General features: G+C 41.3%; 18 protein-coding genes. 15 read left to right on the top strand and 3 right to left on the bottom strand.

What is annotated here, in order from left to right:
• Positions 1–126 precede the first annotated feature (126 nt).
• From LGO15_RS07525 to LGO15_RS07570, 10 genes are all read left to right on the top strand, one after another.
• A complete protein-coding gene (locus tag LGO15_RS07525) occupies positions 127–1,599 on the top strand; it encodes a UDP-N-acetylmuramoyl-L-alanyl-D-glutamate--2,6-diaminopimelate ligase (protein WP_226087228.1) in 1,473 nt (490 codons plus the stop codon).
• A 199-nt stretch (positions 1,600–1,798) separates the two neighbouring features.
• Positions 1,799–2,098 (top strand): metal-sulfur cluster assembly factor, encoded by a 300-nt coding sequence (locus tag LGO15_RS07530; RefSeq protein ID WP_167833741.1) that lies wholly within the window; start codon positions 1,799–1,801, stop codon positions 2,096–2,098.
• A 1,106-nt stretch (positions 2,099–3,204) separates the two neighbouring features.
• Positions 3,205–3,567: a hypothetical protein gene (locus LGO15_RS07535; protein ID WP_226087229.1), complete on the top strand. Its 363-nt coding sequence runs from the start codon at positions 3,205–3,207 to the stop codon at positions 3,565–3,567.
• Positions 3,568–3,935: 368 nt separating this feature from the next.
• A complete protein-coding gene (locus tag LGO15_RS07540) occupies positions 3,936–4,034 on the top strand; it encodes a YjcZ family sporulation protein (protein WP_023615168.1) in 99 nt (32 codons plus the stop codon).
• 36 nt (positions 4,035–4,070) lie between these two features.
• On the top strand, positions 4,071–4,199 hold the full coding sequence (locus LGO15_RS07545; protein WP_167834664.1) for a YjcZ family sporulation protein: 129 nt from the start codon (positions 4,071–4,073) through the stop codon (positions 4,197–4,199).
• Between the two features lie 258 nt (positions 4,200–4,457).
• The gene (locus LGO15_RS07550) at positions 4,458–4,985 is read left to right on the top strand and encodes an RNA polymerase sigma factor (RefSeq protein WP_167834665.1); all 528 of its coding nucleotides are present in this window, start codon (positions 4,458–4,460) and stop codon (positions 4,983–4,985) included.
• The gene (locus LGO15_RS07555) at positions 4,969–5,583 is read left to right on the top strand and encodes a hypothetical protein (protein WP_226087230.1); all 615 of its coding nucleotides are present in this window, start codon (positions 4,969–4,971) and stop codon (positions 5,581–5,583) included. Before LGO15_RS07550 ends, LGO15_RS07555 begins: the two co-directional genes overlap by 17 nt.
• A gap of 130 nt (positions 5,584–5,713) precedes the next feature.
• Positions 5,714–7,006 carry an ABC transporter substrate-binding protein gene (locus LGO15_RS07560; RefSeq protein ID WP_226087231.1) on the top strand — a complete coding sequence of 431 codons (1,293 nt, stop codon included), beginning with the start codon at positions 5,714–5,716 and terminating at the stop codon, positions 7,004–7,006.
• A 137-nt stretch (positions 7,007–7,143) separates the two neighbouring features.
• Complete coding sequence (locus LGO15_RS07565) at positions 7,144–8,136, top strand: carbohydrate ABC transporter permease (RefSeq protein WP_226087232.1); 993 nt, start codon at positions 7,144–7,146, stop codon at positions 8,134–8,136.
• A complete protein-coding gene (locus LGO15_RS07570) occupies positions 8,133–9,002 on the top strand; it encodes a carbohydrate ABC transporter permease (protein WP_226087233.1) in 870 nt (289 codons plus the stop codon). Before LGO15_RS07565 ends, LGO15_RS07570 begins: the two co-directional genes overlap by 4 nt.
• Positions 9,003–9,047: 45 nt before the next feature.
• On the opposite strand, the gene LGO15_RS07575 is transcribed toward LGO15_RS07570, so the two are convergent.
• Both LGO15_RS07575 and LGO15_RS07580 read right to left on the bottom strand, forming a co-directional pair.
• Positions 9,048–9,284 (bottom strand): hypothetical protein, encoded by a 237-nt coding sequence (locus LGO15_RS07575; RefSeq protein ID WP_226087234.1) that lies wholly within the window; start codon positions 9,282–9,284, stop codon positions 9,048–9,050.
• A gap of 189 nt (positions 9,285–9,473) precedes the next feature.
• The gene (locus LGO15_RS07580) at positions 9,474–9,926 is read right to left on the bottom strand and encodes a YkvA family protein (protein WP_167834671.1); all 453 of its coding nucleotides are present in this window, start codon (positions 9,924–9,926) and stop codon (positions 9,474–9,476) included.
• A gap of 283 nt (positions 9,927–10,209) precedes the next feature.
• Here LGO15_RS07580 and treP point away from each other — a divergent pair, with 283 nt between their 5' ends.
• The 5 genes from treP to LGO15_RS07605 all read left to right on the top strand — a co-directional run bounded on the left by treP (position 10,210) and on the right by LGO15_RS07605 (position 15,828).
• On the top strand, positions 10,210–11,616 hold the full coding sequence (gene treP / locus LGO15_RS07585) for a PTS system trehalose-specific EIIBC component (RefSeq protein ID WP_167834672.1): 1,407 nt from the start codon (positions 10,210–10,212) through the stop codon (positions 11,614–11,616).
• Between the two features lie 43 nt (positions 11,617–11,659).
• On the top strand, positions 11,660–13,345 hold the full coding sequence (gene treC, locus LGO15_RS07590) for an alpha,alpha-phosphotrehalase (RefSeq protein ID WP_226087235.1): 1,686 nt from the start codon (positions 11,660–11,662) through the stop codon (positions 13,343–13,345).
• 316 nt (positions 13,346–13,661) lie between these two features.
• On the top strand, positions 13,662–14,072 hold the full coding sequence (locus LGO15_RS07595) for a YugN family protein (protein ID WP_167834674.1): 411 nt from the start codon (positions 13,662–13,664) through the stop codon (positions 14,070–14,072).
• Between the two features lie 120 nt (positions 14,073–14,192).
• Entirely contained in the window at positions 14,193–15,380 is a 1,188-nt protein-coding gene (locus LGO15_RS07600) for an alanyl-tRNA editing protein (RefSeq protein ID WP_318999830.1), read from the top strand.
• Positions 15,381–15,615: 235 nt separating this feature from the next.
• Positions 15,616–15,828: a hypothetical protein gene (locus tag LGO15_RS07605; protein WP_167831964.1), complete on the top strand. Its 213-nt coding sequence runs from the start codon at positions 15,616–15,618 to the stop codon at positions 15,826–15,828.
• A 75-nt stretch (positions 15,829–15,903) separates the two neighbouring features.
• Here LGO15_RS07605 and LGO15_RS07610 read toward each other — a convergent pair whose 3' ends face one another.
• Positions 15,904–16,773, bottom strand: coding sequence for a metal-dependent hydrolase (locus LGO15_RS07610; RefSeq protein ID WP_226087236.1), 870 nt, complete (start codon positions 16,771–16,773; stop codon positions 15,904–15,906).
• Positions 16,774–16,939 lie beyond the last annotated feature (166 nt).

Below are 16,939 nucleotides of genomic sequence, written 5' to 3' on the forward strand. Positions count from 1 at the left end.
AGGAAAACTTGTATCATTTACGAGGCATAGTTTTAAAAAACGGGGGAATATAAAAAAAGACATATTATATACATTTCTAATTCCGGATGTGGAATCTTTAGGCATGTTAAAAAGGGAGTTTTGGAAATGAGATTAACCAAGGTGCTAGAAGCACTCGGCGGCAGTGTGAAAAAATATAAGAATGATACAGATCCTTTCTTGACTGGAATTCAGATGGATTCACGTAAAGTGAAGCCTGGAGATTTATTTGTCGCAATTAAAGGTTTTCAGATAGATGGCCACAAGTTTATTACTCAAGCTATGGACAATGGGGCTAGAGCAGTCATAGGGGAAAATGAGCTTGAACTTGAAGTCCCTTATATCCAAGTTTTTGACAGCAGGCAAGCATTAGGAAGGGCAGCGAGTGAATTTTACGATCACCCGTCGAGAAATCATACAGTAATCGGAGTTACAGGTACAAACGGAAAAACAACCGTATCATACATTTTAAGACATATTCTGGAGAGTGCAGGAAAAAGCTGCTCATTGCTCGGCACAGTATCTTATATTATTAATAATGAAGTGTACAAGCCCTCAAATACAACCCCGGATGCTTTGCAGATCCAGGAATTGATTTCAAAAAGCAAGGATGAGTTTGTAGTGCTGGAAGTGTCGTCACACGCACTGAAACAATATAGGATTGAAGGCCTGGAACTGGACTATGGCTTATTTACCAACCTATCACATGATCATCTAGATTACCATCCGACCATCGAGGACTATTTCGAAGCAAAAACATTGATGTACAATTACATGAAAAAAGAGGGTTCAGCCGTCGTCAGCAGATTGGGCGAGTGGGGAGACAAACTTTCGAGTATTTTAAACGCTAAAGATATCCCTGTATATTCTCTCGGCTATGACGATTCCCATGACTTGAAAATAGAGGATATAAAATTGAATGGCCAAACAAGGTTTGATATCAAGATGGGAGGAATCACCTATCCGCTGACTTTCCCATCACCTGGTCTTCACAATGTCTACAATGCAGCATTGGCCTTTTTAACAGCAGTGAAAATCGGTATCAGTCCTGATGTGATTACAGAGGCGCTTAAATCCTTCCCAGGAGTCCCGGGTAGATTCGAAATGATTTCCCATCCTGAAGGCGCTACTTTCATCGTCGATTATGCACATACAAAGGATGCGATTGAATACTGCCTGCAAGCAGCTCAAGAGCATGAGGCAGTAAAAATAAAGCATATATTCGGCTTCCGTGGAGAGCGAGATGAGACAAAAAGAGAACATATGGTCAAAGCCTCGGCTGCAATGAGTGATGAGTTCACCTTGACCTTCGATGACTTGAACGGCATATCCGAAGAAGAAATGGCCAAAGAATTACAGGATTTGAATGTACGGTTTGGCAAGAATAAAGGGAAAGTCATTACCGACAGGACCATGGCAATCCGGAATGCATGGGAAAACGCCCAGAGCGGGGAGTGGATTCTCATCACTGGAAAAGGACCAGAGGAGTATCAATCAATGTATAAGCTTCCAACGTCGACAGATAAGGAAACGTTGTTATATTTAAAAAAGATGCAGAACAAGGAAAAGGTAATTGGTTGAATCTTTCCACAGGCTGATTAAAAAATCAGCCTGTTTTTTTAGAATGTAATCCCCTAAGAGTAAACTGACACAAATTTTTCTTCAAAAATTGACAATAATATGAAACGTGAAGTCCGGCACTCCATTATTTTTCCACCATCATTTATGATAAAAGCAAGCAAGGCGCATCACCTGACTGTAGCGGGAGGAGGTACTCAATGTGGATAAAAAAGAAATTTATAAAATGCTTGCAGAGGTAGAAGAACCGATGCTTGGAGTCGATATTGTGAACCTTGGCCTCGTCTATGAAGTCAGTGTCAAGGATGATAATGATGTCGAAATCGTTATGACCACGAGAAATGAAGACTGCATGCTTGCCGATTATATTGCTCTCTCTGCACGTGAACACCTGGCTGGACATATAGGGAACCTCGATCATATTGATATTAAAATGGTCTCAGCTCCCAAGTGGACAAAAGAGCGCATGTCCAAGTACGCGAAATATTTACTGGATCTATAAATACTCATTCTGGAAAGATTGCGCTTATCGCAATCTTTTTTTATTGTTCGAAAAATCTAAGTGAAAATGAAGAGTGCGATTTGACTGAACTCTTATAAGGCTTGGGACAACATATTTATCCAAAAGATTTTGACCGAAGTCATATCAGATTCAGACAAAAAACAGGTTCTGCTTGGTGATTTTGTCCGAAGCCATATCAGGTTCGGACAAAACCTTGTCTTCTTCTGTTGATTTTGTCCGAAGTCACCCCAAGTTCGGACAAAGCCTCGTTCTCTCCTGATGATTTTGTCCGAAGTCACGCCAAGTTCGGACAAAACCTCGTTCTCTCCTGATGATTTTGTCTGAAGTCATATCAGGTTCAGACAAAAACCTGTCTTCTCCTGATGATTTTGTCCGAAGTCACCCCAAGTTCGGACAAAACCTTGTCCTCTCTTGATGAGTTTGTCCGAAGTCACCCCAAGTTCGGACAAAACCTCGTTCTCTCCTGGTGATTTTGTCCGAAGTCATATCAGGTTCAGACAAAATCCTGACTTCTCCTGATGATTTTGTCTGAAGTCACCCCAAGTTCGGACAAAACCTCGTCCTCTTCTGTTGATTTTGTCTGAAGTCACCCCAAGTTCGGACAAAACCTCGTCCTCTCATGATGACTTTGTCCGAAGTCATCCCAAGTTCAGACAAAACCTCGTCCTCTCCTGATGATTTGTCCGAAGTCACCCCAAGTTCGGACAAAACCTCGTCCTCTCCTGATGATTTTGTCCGAAGTCACCCCAAGTTCGGACAAAACCTCGTCCTCTCCTGTTGAGTTTGTCTGAAGTCATATCAGGTTCAGACAAAACCCTGTCTTCTCCTGATGATTTTGTCCGAAGCCATATCAGGTTCAGACAAAACCTTGTCTTCTTCTGTTGATTTTGTCCGAAGTCATATCAGGTTCAGACAAAACCCTGTCTTCTCCTGATGATTTTGTCTGAAGCCGCACCAGGTCCAATAAAAAACAATTCAAATGCCAAAAACAACCTTTGGAATTTTTCCCATACCCTAATATAATCTTACATTCATTCGAATTGTCTTTTAGAATAAGAGTTGGGGGAAAACTGGAGGCAATAAGAATGATTTATAAAAAAATAGCTGGTATCAGCATGTGGCAATTGAACAGGAACTTGAAAAAGCTGGCTTTCGCAAGAATGGAACTGGAAAAGCAGATGAGGAAGGAATTGATTGTGGTCCTGCTGGAGCCGAAAAAAGAAAAAGTTCTTGCGACTGCGGAAGAGACAAAAGAGATCGAGGAAGCAGTCCGTGAATTAAGTGGGTTTGAAACATTGAGGCTTTGCCTTCTTGAAGACTGCAAGCCAGTGTATAAAGAAAAAGTAACTAATAATGGTGTAACAAGATGGCTGGAGATACCGGTCAAACCTTTGATTACATATGAGTTTTTATATGAAACCCAAGAGGATAAAGTGCAAATCGGATAGGCACTATTGCGAAAAAGAGGACCAAACAAGGTCCTCTTTTTCTTGGATAAAAAAGTATAGATTTTTCACGTAGAACAGTGTCTAGCTTCAGTACCTAGCCAGTTTCCATCCCCGAAATTGCTTCCTGGAGTATCTTGCGAGAAGCGTTAGCTTTGGGCAGCTCGAGACGTTTCGGTCCTGACAATGAAGTCAAAGAACGACTTCACTGTCAGGCCCTCCAACGCTTGTCGGGGCTGACCAAGGGGCTTGCGCTTTTCTTATTGTCCTTCTTCTAAATTTAATTGGGCTAGTATTTTTTTTGGTGTTTAATTGCACAAATGTCCTGACCTGAATAGGATATAGGGACACAAAAAAAGGAGGTTGTTACGATGTCTGAAGGATGCGGCTATGGTGGCGGTTTCGCCCTGCTTGTAGTATTGTTCATTCTTTTAATTATAATCGGAGCGTCTTGGGGTTTCGGTTACTAAACTGCGAATAAGTAAACTTCATTAGGAGGTTTTACCATGTACGGATACAGCGGCTGTGGATATGGCGGTTACGGTGTAGGAGGAGCTGGATATGGCAGCGGTTTTGTGTTAATCGTTGTGCTGTTTATCCTCTTGATCATCGTTGGCTGCGCATGTTATCGCTAACAAATCATGGAAAGAGGCTGGCTCAAAGGTCATCATTTGTGACCTTTTGCCAGTCTCTTTTTTTAAAACATTCATTACCACCTTCTCATTCATCTTGTAAAATTGCTCCATAACTCGGCTGCCTTTCTCCTTAGTCAATTAGGCCGATTGGAAAGGTTAAGAATTTTTGTTATTTTTAAATAAATTAAAAATATTCCAAAAACAGTGATTCTTTTTTTATCTTTGTTCGTCTAACTGTCTGTAAAAGGGGGGAGAATTTTGAGCGATCACTACAGCAATCATTTCCATGAGGTATATGTGGAGTACAGTGACAAGGTTTATGGCTATCTCCTGTTATTGACCGGAAAGAAAGAAGTCGCAGAGGATCTAACCCAGGAAACATTTTTAAGGGTGTACAAGCATATTCACCAATTTAACGGTGATTCACAAATTTTCACATGGCTTGTTAAAATTGCCCGGAATGTTGCTATTGACCATTTAAGAAGACGAAGGAGGCTGCGTTTCTTTTCTTTGGATAAGTATGTCATTCAATCATGTCAGCCTTCTCCTGTCGAAATTATTGTAAAAGGGGAGAAGACTTCACACCTTTATAAAGGGATCAAAGCTCTGAAGCTAAGCTACCAGGAAGTATTGATTCTAAGGAAAATCAAAGAATTTTCAATTAGGGAAACCGCTTTGATTCTTGGCTGGAGCGAAAGTAAAGTGAAAATCACGACTTCCCGTGCAATGGCAGCCTTAAAAAAAGAGTTAAAGAGAAGAGGGGAAATAATTGAAGAAATCATTTGAACTGGAAGATCACTTCAGGAGTCTCAATCAAATCCCAAGGTCGGAAATTCAAAAACGAAAAACCTATAATACCATACTCCAAACTGGAAGAAAGCAGATGCCCAATCAATGCTTGGCCAATTGGACAGGCAGTCTATTGACTTTTGTGATGATATTGGTTTGTGGAGCGTACCTTCTTACGGAAATCCAAGCTCCTGCCCAGAATGGATCAGCTTCTCTCCACTCATCAGAAATCGTTGCAGAGAGCGAGGCTGTCATTACTTATCTGACTAAATCTGATTCAGCTGATCACTTTAATCTCCACTCGAATCTGACCCGAAAAGGAATTTTGATTGTTGATGAGCCAGGCTGGCTGGAGATATTGAATTCCACAGTTAATGGACAAAACAATGTGAAGGATGCCCCGGAGATGAAGAGTGCTTACGATTTGTTGTTAATCTATGAGGGGAAAAAGCCTGATAAATGCAAGGTATGGATCAGTAAGAATCAAGTCTATATCAAAAGAATGAAAGAAAATAAGGTATATAAAGTAGAGGAAAGTCAGGCACCCAAAGTGATCGCCATGATTGATGATATGGAAAAACAGGTTCAGTTTTGAATCTGTTTTTTTTATGCAACTTTACTCCTGTTTTTGAAAAAATCTAACTTAAAATGTTTAGGTAGTCGAAAGGTGTGGTAAGAAAAGGGTTGTACTTATTAAACAACTTGGATATACAGGAGGAAGAGAGATGAAAAGGGGTCTAGCACTAATTCTAACAGCATTTATGATAATTGGCTTACTTGCTGGATGCTCAGGGGAGCAAAGCGCAGAAGCTGAAAAAACGAAAGATGGAAAAGTAATAGTTGATTTCTGGACGTTTTGGGGATCAGAAACACGCCGGCCGATCATCGAAAAAATCATTGATGATTATAATAATTCCCAGGATAAGGTGTTTGTTAAACATACTTTCTTGCCATGGGGTGATATCTGGACAAAGAACCTTGCCTCAGTTGCAGCCGGCAATCCTGCAGATGTCATTGTCAATGACATCAACACGGTGGCCCAACGAGCTGAAAACAAGCAGGTTGAGGATTTAAGCCAGTATATTGATGATTCATTTAAGCAAAAATTTTACCCGCATTTATGGGAAACTGTAGAGTATGACGGAAAGTCATATGCTGTTCCTTTCAATACAGACACACGTCTTCTTTTCTACAATAAAACGGCATTCAAGGAAGCGGGTCTTGATCCTGAGAAGCCGCCTGCCACATGGGCAGAGCTTGAGGAGTATGCAAAGAAATTAGATAGTAAGAATGGTGACCGATACGAACGAGTTGGCTTCTATCCATTATGGGGAAGTGTCGGAGCTTCAAGCTGGATGACAAACGCTGATAATGGCAATGGATTCATTGAGGATGGAGAGCTGACAATCAACACTCCCAAAAAAGTTGAAGCCCTGAATTGGATCCTTGATTGGAAAGAACGTCTCGGAGAAAAAACTGTCCAAGCCTTCCAGGCAGAGTTCGGGAGCGAACAGGCAAACCCATTCATCGCAGGAAAAGTTGCCATGTGGGTTGATGTAGGAACATTCTACACACAATTAAGAGATTATGGACAGGATGTCGATTTTGGTGTCGCTCCAATTCCTGCAAACGAGGAAGGGTCAGGTAACTGGGCAGAAGGCGGAGGATTTGTAGTTGAAATCCCGAAAGGCGCCGATCATCCAGAGGAAGCAATGGACTTTATTGAATACCTGACAGACGTAGAAGCACAGAAATATTGGGCAGTGAAAAACTATGACAATGTAGCTAATGTTAAAGCTGCAGAGGCAGCATTAAATGAGCTGGAAGGTCCTGATAAGCTGGTTTATGAAGCTACTGTCAAAAACCTGGAGCAAACCAAGATGTTCCCTGTACCCGTAGAGTATCCGGATTATCATAGCAGATTGAACCCGCATATCGACAATGCGCTTTTAGGTAAAACAACTCCAGAAAAAGCATTGAAGCAAGCAGAAGAAGATATCGAAAAAATGAAGAAATAATGATTTTAAAAAGAGAAGGCGCAAAACGCCCTTCTCTTTTTGATAAAGATTTTAGCTTAAAACAGAAGAAAAGATAACGATTGTTTTCGGAATAATCAATGAACTAGAGTTAAACGCAACAAGGGGGTAAGGAAAGGATGAAGTCATCGGAAAGTACATTAGTGCATGAAGAAGCTGGGTCACCAGTAACAAGGGAACGTAAAACTGTTGAATCAGCACGAACGAAGGGTCTCAGCAGAAAGGCGAAGGACAATTTGGCAGGGTATTTATTTATTTCTCCTTGGATCATTGGGTTTCTTGGGTTGACCTTGGGGCCATTGCTCTTCAGCCTGGCTGCAAGTTTCACAGATTACAATATTACTTCGAAAATGAATTTCATAGGTTTGGAAAACTATAAACGCATGTTTACGATGGACGATTTATTCCGCACTTCTCTTTTTAATACTATTTATTATGTGATTTTCTCGGTTCCATTGACGACTGCAGGAGCTATTTTACTGGCCGTCCTGTTGAATCATAAGATCAAAGGGATGAAGTTTTTCAGGACAATCTATTATCTGCCGGCGGTATTATCCGGTGTTGCTGTATATTTTCTTTGGATGCAGCTTTTGAGCCCTTCAACAGGACTTGTCAACACAATGCTTGGGTGGGTCGGAATTGATGGTCCAGCCTGGCTGTTTGATCCCGAGTGGACGAAGCCGGCATTGCTTTTAATGAAAATGTGGAGCGTAGGCGGGGGAATGCTTTTATACTTGGCAATCATGCAAGGGGTTTCGACTCAGATGTATGAAGCTGCAGATATAGAAGGGGCATCGCCATGGCAAAAGTTTTACCATATCACACTGCCTATGATTTCGCCTATCATATTCTTTGATGTAATCACAAGTACGATTGGTGCATTCCAGATTTTTCAGGAAGCGTATGTCATGACCGAAAATGGAAGCGGTGGGCCTGGTAATTCGCTCTTATTCTATAACCTCCATATGTGGAACAATGCGTTTGAAGTCTTTGACATGGGTTATGCTTCGGCCATGGCCTGGCTATTGTTTATCATTGTCATGATTCTGACAGCAGTGAATATGAAGCTTGGTAAACGGTGGGTGCATTATGAAGGGGGTAACGGCAAATGAGTTCAACGACAGCACCAAGATTTTACGAGACTAAAAAGTTTAAAAAAAAGGTAAGACATACATTCGTAACGCTGCTGCTCCTTGCCGGAAGCACATTAATCTTAATGCCGTTATGGTGGATGATATCGACTTCACTTAAGTCACCGGCAGAGATTGCGCAATATCCGCCGACGTTTTTTCCGAAAGAGTTCAATTTTAATAATTATATAGAAGCCTGGCAGACTGCACCTTTCACTCGCTGGGCATTGAATACGCTTTTCTTGGCAGTAGTCGGGACAATCGGCAGTGTACTTGTCAACTCGCTGGTAGCCTATGCTTTTGCGAAAATAAAGTTTAAGGGAAGAAATGCTCTCTTTGTCATTGTTTTGTCCACGATGCTGATTCCTGGGTTTGTAACGATGGTGCCGCAATATATCCTCTTCTCGAAGCTTGGATGGATTGACACGTATCTGCCATTGCTCGTACCCGCATTCCTTGGCAGTGCGTTTTTCATCTTCCTTCTGCGGCAGTTCATGATGGGGATACCGAATGAGCTGATCGAAGCCGCCGTCCTTGATGGTGCCGGTCACCTGCAGATATGGTGGAATATCATGCTTCCGCTTACAAAGCCAGCATTGATTACAGTAGCGATTTTCTCCTTCAATGGTGCATGGAACGATCTGTTAGGGCCGTTGCTTTATATCAATGATGAAAGCAAGTATACATTGCAAATTGGTCTGCAGACCTTCAAGGGAACTGTTCAGACCCAATGGCATTACTTGATGGCAATGTCGGTCACAGTTCTATTGCCGGTGATCCTGTTATTTTTCTTTTTCCAAAAATACTTTATCGAAGGATCAAATATCTCTTCAGGCACTAAAGGATAAATGTAGACACAAAAAGGATGCTGGTTTCCAGCATCCTTTTTAAAATTAATTCATGACTGGGCAGGTTGTCAGCCACACGCCTGATACACAGGTTCTATAACCATTATGATAAACATATTTAGTGCACTGCCAGCATGTGTATCCATCTGGGTTAACTCCAGTTTTATTTTGGTAATCCTCAACAGGAGTGGCATTCCTATTTTGATTTTGTGAAGAAGAGGCAATGACAGAACCTGAGAAAACAAGCAGCAATACGAAAGTCAACATGAACAGTTTTTGCATGATTCATCCCCCTTTTATTAATGAAAAATCTCAATTGAAAAACTTTGTAAAAAATTTACTATTAGTTATAAAGTACGGAAGGGGACATGGAAATAGAATAGGACGAAGTGTTTATTCCCTAAAAGACCACTTTCGAACTAGAAGGTTAAAAGGATTTTTTCCCAATAAAAAAGCCCGATTAATTTCGGGCTAAGTAAGGCTTTTCGTATTATTTTCGATTGGAGTTTCTTCAATAATAGTATTACTGGATGGATTTACTTCTTTCCAGATTCGAAAACTTTCAAGGTCAACAGAGATTTGTTTTAGTACAAAACCGATGACTGCTGCGTCATCAACGATCCCCAGTCCAATCAGGAAATCTGGAACTAAATCGATGGGTGATACGAAGTAGATGATCGAAGCGATGATGGTCAGTATTGATCTTGTAGGGATTTGTCGGTATTCTCCCCGTCGCCAGGCTCCGACTAAATCAAACAGGAGCTGGAGATTGTCCCAAATTTCCGCCAGTGCCCCTTTATTCTGATCAGCTTTTTTGCCGGCATCCTTCAGTAAGACATCGGTTTTCTCCGGTTTGTTCATATATTCTTTTGCCTTGGACTCAAACTTCTTATAACCTTCTTCCAGTTTTTTTGTGCCTAACATTGCAAACACCCTTCCTGCTCGAATTCCTATTTCTTATTTTTACCCTTTTGTTTCTCTTATCAAAACATTTCGAGCCTTTGGTAATTTTTTATTGTGATAGACCATCCAAGTTCAAGGTCTGTTTGAAACCGGGGTTTTTGGGAAATTTAAAGGATGATTAAAACTAGTTGACTAATCATGTATATACAAGTAAAATGTAAACGTAATCAACATGTATATACAAGAAGATTGATGAGTTCTTATTTTTATAGTAAATGAAAACGGTAACAGGAGGAGATTAACTATGGATCGACAAGCAGTTGAACAAATTGTTGAAGCTGTCGGCGGCAAAGAAAACATTGCTGCTGCCACCCACTGTGTTACAAGGCTGCGTTTTGCCTTGAAGGATGAAGGAAAAGTAGATAAAGAAAAGCTTGAAAATAGTGACCTTGTAAAAGGATCGTTTTCCGCTAACGGCCAGTACCAGGTAGTGATTGGACAAGGCCTGGTCGATAAGGTTTACGCAGAAATGGTTGCGATTACAGGAATTGGTGAAGCATCGAAAGAAGATATCAAAGATGCTGCAGCTCAAAACTTGAACCCACTTCAAAGGGCAATCAAGACGCTTGCAGATATCTTCATTCCGATCCTGCCGGCAATTGTTACTGCTGGTTTGCTTATGGGAATCAATAATATCCTGACTGGGAAGGACATCTTCTTTGAAGGAAAGGCATTAATTGATGTTTATACTGGCTGGGCTGATTTTGCCAGCATCATTAATTTGATTGCCAATACAGCCTTCGTATTCCTGCCAGGCTTGATTGGATGGAGTGCCGTTAACAAATTTGGCGGAAGCCCGCTTCTTGGTATTGTACTCGGACTCATGCTTGTTCACCCGGATTTGCTGAACGCCTGGGGTTACGGGGCAACAGAGGAAGTTCCTACATGGAATTTATTTGGACTGACAGTTGAGAAGGTAGGTTATCAAGGACAGGTATTACCTGTATTGTTAGCATCCTATGTACTGGCGAAGATGGAAATCTTCTTGCGCAAGCGGATACCTGATGCGTTCCAGCTTTTGACGGTAGCACCTCTCGCACTTTTGATCACAGGTTTCTTGTCATTCATCGTTATCGGGCCAATCACGTTTGCAATTGGAAACCTGATTACTGACGGCGTTGTAGGGATTTTTGATGCAGCACCTGCTATCGGCGGTCTTGTTTACGGGGGCTTATATGCTCCACTAGTTATCACTGGTATGCATCATACCTTCCTGGCAGTAGATTTACAGTTAATAGGTACAATCGGCGGTACATTCCTATGGCCGATGGTAGCTCTTTCTAATATCGCACAGGGCTCAGCGGCTTTTGCAATGATGTTTGCTGACAAGGATAATGAAAAGTTAAAAGGTCTTTCAATGACATCAGCTATTTCAGCATGGTTGGGAATTACCGAACCAGCAATGTTTGGTGTGAACCTACGCTATAGATATCCATTTATCGCAGCGATCATCGGTTCTGCAATCGCAGGGATAGTCATCACCCTTCGCGGAGTCATGGCACCATCGATTGGTGTTGGCGGATTGCCTGCTTTCCTATCCATCTTCACTGAGTTCTGGGGTGTTTTCTTCATCGGGATGGGAATCGCGCTTATCGTACCATTTGTACTGACATTCATTATGGCAAAAACAAGAAAGAAAAAAGAAGCATAATTGCAACTAGAGTAAAATCCTGATGGAGGTGGATGTTTTTATCATGACTGAACCATGGTGGAAAAAGTCGGTTGTCTATCAAATCTATCCAAAGAGTTTTTATGACACAACCGGCAATGGAACAGGCGACCTGCCAGGGATTATCGCCAAGCTGGACTATTTGAATGAGCTGGGAGTGGACGTCATATGGCTGACGCCGGTTTACGATTCACCACAGCGGGATAATGGCTATGATATTAGGGATTATTACCGTATTTATGAGGAGTACGGGACGATGGAAGACTTTGACCGTCTGCTTGAGGAATCTCATTCACGCGGCATCAAGGTGATCATGGATTTAGTCGTGAACCACTCATCAACTGAACACGAGTGGTTCCAGGATGCCCTGAAATCGAAGGAAAGTCGTTACCGTAATTATTATATTTGGAAAGACCCAAAGCAAGACGGAAGCGCACCGACTAATTGGGAATCAAAATTTGGCGGGAACGCGTGGGAATATGATGAAGAAACTGGGCAATATTACCTTCATTTATTCGATGTGACCCAGGCCGATTTGAATTGGGAAAATGAACAGCTCCGCAATGATGTCTATGAAATGATGCATTACTGGTTCAAGAAAGGCATAGATGGTTTCAGGCTTGATGTCATAAACTTGATTTCAAAGGATCAGGATTTCCCTGATGATGATGGATCGGTACCGCCGGGAGATGGCCGGAAATTTTACACAGATGGCCCAAAGGTACACGAATATTTGCAGGAAATGAACGCTGAGGTTCTTTCCAAATATGACAGCATGACGGTAGGAGAAATGTCTTCCACAACGATCGAAAACTGCATCAAATATTCGAATCCCGAGAGAAACGAACTGAGCATGACGTTCAACTTCCATCATTTGAAAGTGGACTATGAAAATGGTGATAAGTGGACTCTAGCCGATTTTGATTTCCTTGCCCTTAAACGGATTCTGTCCTTATGGGAGGTAGAAATGAACAAAGGTGGCGGTTGGAATGCACTGTTCTGGTGCAATCATGACCAGCCGAGGGTGGTTTCCCGTTATGGAGATGATGGTCAATATCACCTCGAATCTGCGAAAATGCTAGGAACCGCAGTGCATATGATGCAAGGAACGCCTTATATCTATCAAGGTGAAGAAATCGGGATGACCAATCCATATTTTAAAAAAATCGAGGATTATCGGGATGTTGAATCCTTGAATATTTATAAAATGAAAATGGAAGAAGGCGTGTCCAAGGAGCAAATCCTGAAGATTTTGCAAAGCAAGTCACGAGACAACTCAAGGACACCTGTACAGTGGAATGCAGAAAAGCATGCAGGTTTTACAAGTGGTACACCTTGGATCAATGTTGCCGAGAACTATCAAACGGTGAATGTGGAAAGTGCGCTCGCAGATGAAAATTCAGTGTTCTATCATTATAAAAAGCTGATACAACTGCGCAAGCAATATGACATCATCACTTATGGCGATTACCAGCTCATCCATGAGGAACATCCAGACATTTTTGCATATGTTAGGAACGGACAAAATGAAAAACTGATGGTCGTGAATAACTTTTATGGCAAAGATACGGTATTTGAGCTGCCTGATTCAGTGAAAGTGGATGGCTATAATATTGATATTTTGCTCTCGAATTATCAGGATTCAGGAGAGGACGTATCACGAATTAAGCTACGTCCTTACGAATCAATTGTTTATCATCTGACTAAATAAAGTATGAAAAGTGGAGGCCTCTGGTGGTCTCCGCTTTTTGCAGTTTTTGGAATTTGTAGAGAATAACTGTAATTTCGTAGAGATTTTCATCGATTTTGTAGAGAATAAGAATCTAGTCGTAGAGAATATTGTCTATTTTGTAGAGATTCACTATAGAAATTATCAATGATAGTATGGGATTGTTATCCATTTGCTTTATTGAGCTGCGAAAATGAATGATTCTCTTATCCCTAGTATGCTAAAGCAGGTTTGATGTTCATTTCTGGGTGGAAAAAGTAAGATATGAGACTATCCCAAATGAAATGAGGTTTATCCTATGATCCCGATTCAATCAAATATAGACGGAAAAGAGCTTACTGTTGGAGAACTGAAGAAAAAGCTAGGGCCGCTTGGTTTCAATGTTAATGGTCAGTGGGAATATGACCATGCTTTTATTGATTACAAATTGAATGATGACCATGGTGACCGCCAGTACGTACGGATTCCATTCGAGTCCACGGGAGGCCCGCTTGATGATGATGGCACCTTTGTCCAGATTGGCACGCCATTCCTGCTTGATCATCAGTTTCAGACAGATGTTGATGAAGAAGGGAATATTGGAGCAGTAACCGGTTCTTTTAACCAATTTAAATCACCTGCAGACAAGGATGCCCCATTCCCTGAGGGACTTGTTGATAGAGGAAAAACGTTGATCAACAAAGCAGAGCAGGCATTGGGCACTTTATAGGCAAACAGCGGCAGCTCCCATTATGGGGAGCTGTTTTTATTTGGATTTCCACATGACAAATACTACTGTTTCATTAAGAATGCTATACTAAAAACCATAAGTACGAATCGGAGCGTGAAAATGGCCATGGAACATAAATTGTATTATCGCGATGCATACTTGAAAACCTTCGCTGCGGAACTGAGTGAGCAGAAAGAAGATGAAGATGGGAGGAAATATGTCACCCTTTCACAGACCGCTTTTTATCCCTCTGGCGGTGGACAGCCATCTGATACTGGATATCTGAATGGAATTGAGGTAGTGGATGTTGAGGAGGTTGACGAGGAGATCCGCCATTACATAAAAGAAGCTTTGCCCACAACCAATCGTATCGAAGGTGAAATTGATTGGGAGTGCAGATTTGACCATATGCAGCAGCATGCAGGACAGCATATTCTTTCCGCAGCATTTGAGGAGTTGTATGGATATAAAACGGTCAGCTTCCATCTGGGGAAAGATACACTGACAATTGACCTTGAAGCAGATATGCTTGTTGCAGAAGAGGCGGCAACGGTGGAGGAACTAGCTAACCAGGTGATTCTCGAAAACCGCCCTATCATCACTAAATGGGTCGATGAAGAGGAATTGAAACAGTACAAACTAAGGAAAGAGCTATCCGTATCAAGTAATATCAGGCTCGTCATCATACCGGATTTTGACTACAATGGCTGTGGCGGAACACATCCCAAAAGCACTGGTGAGGTTGGCTCATTGAAAATTCTTGGTTGGGAAAGACAAAAGAAAATCATGCGGATAGAGTTTGTTTGCGGCCAAAGAGCGCTGAAGCAGCTTGGGCAAAAACATGAAGTCATCAAAGAACTTACTGTCTTGCTGAATGCACCAGAACAGGAAATGGGTGCAACAATAAATAGACTTCTTGGACAAAAGAAAGAACTAGAAAAAACAATTGAAGAAATGAAGGAGCAATTATTAAAGTTCGAAGCAGACGAAATTCTGGGTTCCGGGAAAAACGATGTTATCAGCTCCGTTTTTAAGAACCGAAGTATCCAGGAGCTTCAAAAGCTAGCCAGGCTGCTGGTAGCAAATGCTGAAGAAAAGGTATTTTTGCTGGTATCAGAAAATCAGGACAAGCTTCAATTTGTGTTGGCAAAAGGGAAGAATGCAGATGGAAATTTGAAGGAATGGTCTAAGCAAGCTCTTTCCCTTATTGACGGTAAGGGTGGCGGAAACGAAACCCTTGTACAGGGTGGAGGCAAGTTAATTTCAGGTGAGGAATTCATCAGAGAGGTTACCGGATTTATCCAATAATTTGAATGAAGCGTGAATGATCAAGACGATTTTAAGGCAGAACGATCTAGTTCTAAAGTGGTGATTTCCTTTGAAAAACCATCTTAACTACTGTTTTTACGGTAAAATCTTGATAAACACCGACTTATAGCCTAAATTCAACTTGTTAATTGGGTATACATGAAAGTTTTACCATTTAAAAATAGGTTTAACTCCCTCATAATGGAATTCAACCAGAGAATTAGGGGGAATCAGAATGTTTGATGTTGAAAGAGGATCTGTAGAAGAGGCAATCATGATCCTGCAAAATCTCGGTCTTAAAGTGAATGAATACGAGAAGACGAATTCAATGATTCCGGTAGAAAAATATAAAGAGTTATTGGAATTCACGATTGCGGTAGCAAGGAAAACAAATGAGATTACTGTTACTATAGATGAAATGATGGATGATATAGCAGAAAAAATGTAAATGGATATAGAAGGAGCAGCCAATAAAACTTTGGCTGCTCTTTTTTGCTTGTTTGGTAAGAAACTCTCTCTTCCTTTACTGAGTTTTATCAATGTATTCAAACAGAAAGGATTGTCCGTTCCGGTAAAAGCGTGGGTCGTAGACTCCCAATCTGTCACCGTCGTCGACAATCACGACAAATGGCGACCATTCAGTAAGAGTTTTAGCTTCAGGCTTTTCAGTGAATAAATCATTGAGATCAGCATTCTCAACAGAAGTAAGTTCGTATTGGAGAGTTCTTTCTTTAAATAGGTTATCATTATAAATGTTGACCTCATCGTTATTTTTAGCGATTACCGTATATGTCCATGGAATGAAGCCTGCTGAAAGGGCAATTTGCTCATATTCTTCCTCATATTGATTATATAATATCCATCCCTGGACACTTTGAATGACGACGTGCAGAGCAATGAACACCCAAGCTAGTTTGAAATAAGCTGGACTTTTTAGCTTATTGAACTTTGAAGCAACAAATGCTGTGCCAAGAATCACCCAGAATACGAAGTCAATGATGGGAATCGTCCCAAATGTGACTCTTATATTGGAAAATGGCTCGAGATAGCCGGTTCCCCAGGCGTTGAATAGATCGCTTGTATTATGGATGACAACTGCCAGCCACCCAAGGAAAAAAAGTTTTACATCTTTTACTTTAAATAGAAGGAAAGATAGTAGAATAAATAAAGCGGCCCATAATGGGGTCAGGAAAATCGAGTGAGTGATGCCGCGGTGCCACATCTGGTAAAGTCCTTCTTGATCCCAGAGTTGTGAAATGACATCGATGTCCGGAATCTGGCTTGCTCCGACTGCAGTGAGTAGGTAGGCACGCTTTTGTGATTTTTCCATATGTTTTTTATCAACGGCGCCATACAAGGCTAAACCGAAAAGTGTATGCGTAATTGAATCCATGTTGCACCTCCTGAAGTCATTATAAACGGTAAAGGAAAATTTTTAAAAGTTCTGATATGCATTTGCAGGATTGCAAACTTAGCGCCAGAAAGATAAGATTAAATTTATAGTAAAAAGAGATTTTTTTAAACTCGAGAATTGTCCAGCTCCAGCGCCTAGCCCCTCG

Source organism: Mesobacillus sp. S13 (assembly GCF_020422885.1).
Taxonomy (GTDB): domain Bacteria; phylum Bacillota; class Bacilli; order Bacillales; family Cytobacillaceae; genus Mesobacillus; species Mesobacillus selenatarsenatis_A.

Excerpts from the sequence above, each read along its gene's own strand:
- LGO15_RS07525 (WP_226087228.1), top strand. The coding sequence starts at position 127 with ATGAGATTAACCAAGGTGCTAGAAGCACTCGGCGGCAGTGTGAAAAAA.
- LGO15_RS07535 (WP_226087229.1), top strand. The coding sequence starts at position 3,205 with ATGATTTATAAAAAAATAGCTGGTATCAGCATGTGGCAATTGAACAGG.
- LGO15_RS07540 (WP_023615168.1), top strand. The coding sequence starts at position 3,936 with ATGTCTGAAGGATGCGGCTATGGTGGCGGTTTCGCCCTGCTTGTAGTA.
- LGO15_RS07545 (WP_167834664.1), top strand. The coding sequence starts at position 4,071 with ATGTACGGATACAGCGGCTGTGGATATGGCGGTTACGGTGTAGGAGGA.
- LGO15_RS07560 (WP_226087231.1), top strand. The coding sequence starts at position 5,714 with ATGAAAAGGGGTCTAGCACTAATTCTAACAGCATTTATGATAATTGGC.
- LGO15_RS07565 (WP_226087232.1), top strand. The coding sequence starts at position 7,144 with ATGAAGTCATCGGAAAGTACATTAGTGCATGAAGAAGCTGGGTCACCA.
- LGO15_RS07570 (WP_226087233.1), top strand. The coding sequence starts at position 8,133 with ATGAGTTCAACGACAGCACCAAGATTTTACGAGACTAAAAAGTTTAAA.
- LGO15_RS07575 (WP_226087234.1), bottom strand. The coding sequence starts at position 9,284 with ATGCAAAAACTGTTCATGTTGACTTTCGTATTGCTGCTTGTTTTCTCA.
- LGO15_RS07580 (WP_167834671.1), bottom strand. The coding sequence starts at position 9,926 with ATGTTAGGCACAAAAAAACTGGAAGAAGGTTATAAGAAGTTTGAGTCC.
- treP (WP_167834672.1), top strand. The coding sequence starts at position 10,210 with ATGGATCGACAAGCAGTTGAACAAATTGTTGAAGCTGTCGGCGGCAAA.
- treC (WP_226087235.1), top strand. The coding sequence starts at position 11,660 with ATGACTGAACCATGGTGGAAAAAGTCGGTTGTCTATCAAATCTATCCA.
- LGO15_RS07595 (WP_167834674.1), top strand. The coding sequence starts at position 13,662 with ATGATCCCGATTCAATCAAATATAGACGGAAAAGAGCTTACTGTTGGA.
- LGO15_RS07600 (WP_318999830.1), top strand. The coding sequence starts at position 14,193 with ATGGCCATGGAACATAAATTGTATTATCGCGATGCATACTTGAAAACC.
- LGO15_RS07605 (WP_167831964.1), top strand. The coding sequence starts at position 15,616 with ATGTTTGATGTTGAAAGAGGATCTGTAGAAGAGGCAATCATGATCCTG.
- LGO15_RS07610 (WP_226087236.1), bottom strand. The coding sequence starts at position 16,773 with ATGGATTCAATTACGCATACACTTTTCGGTTTAGCCTTGTATGGCGCC.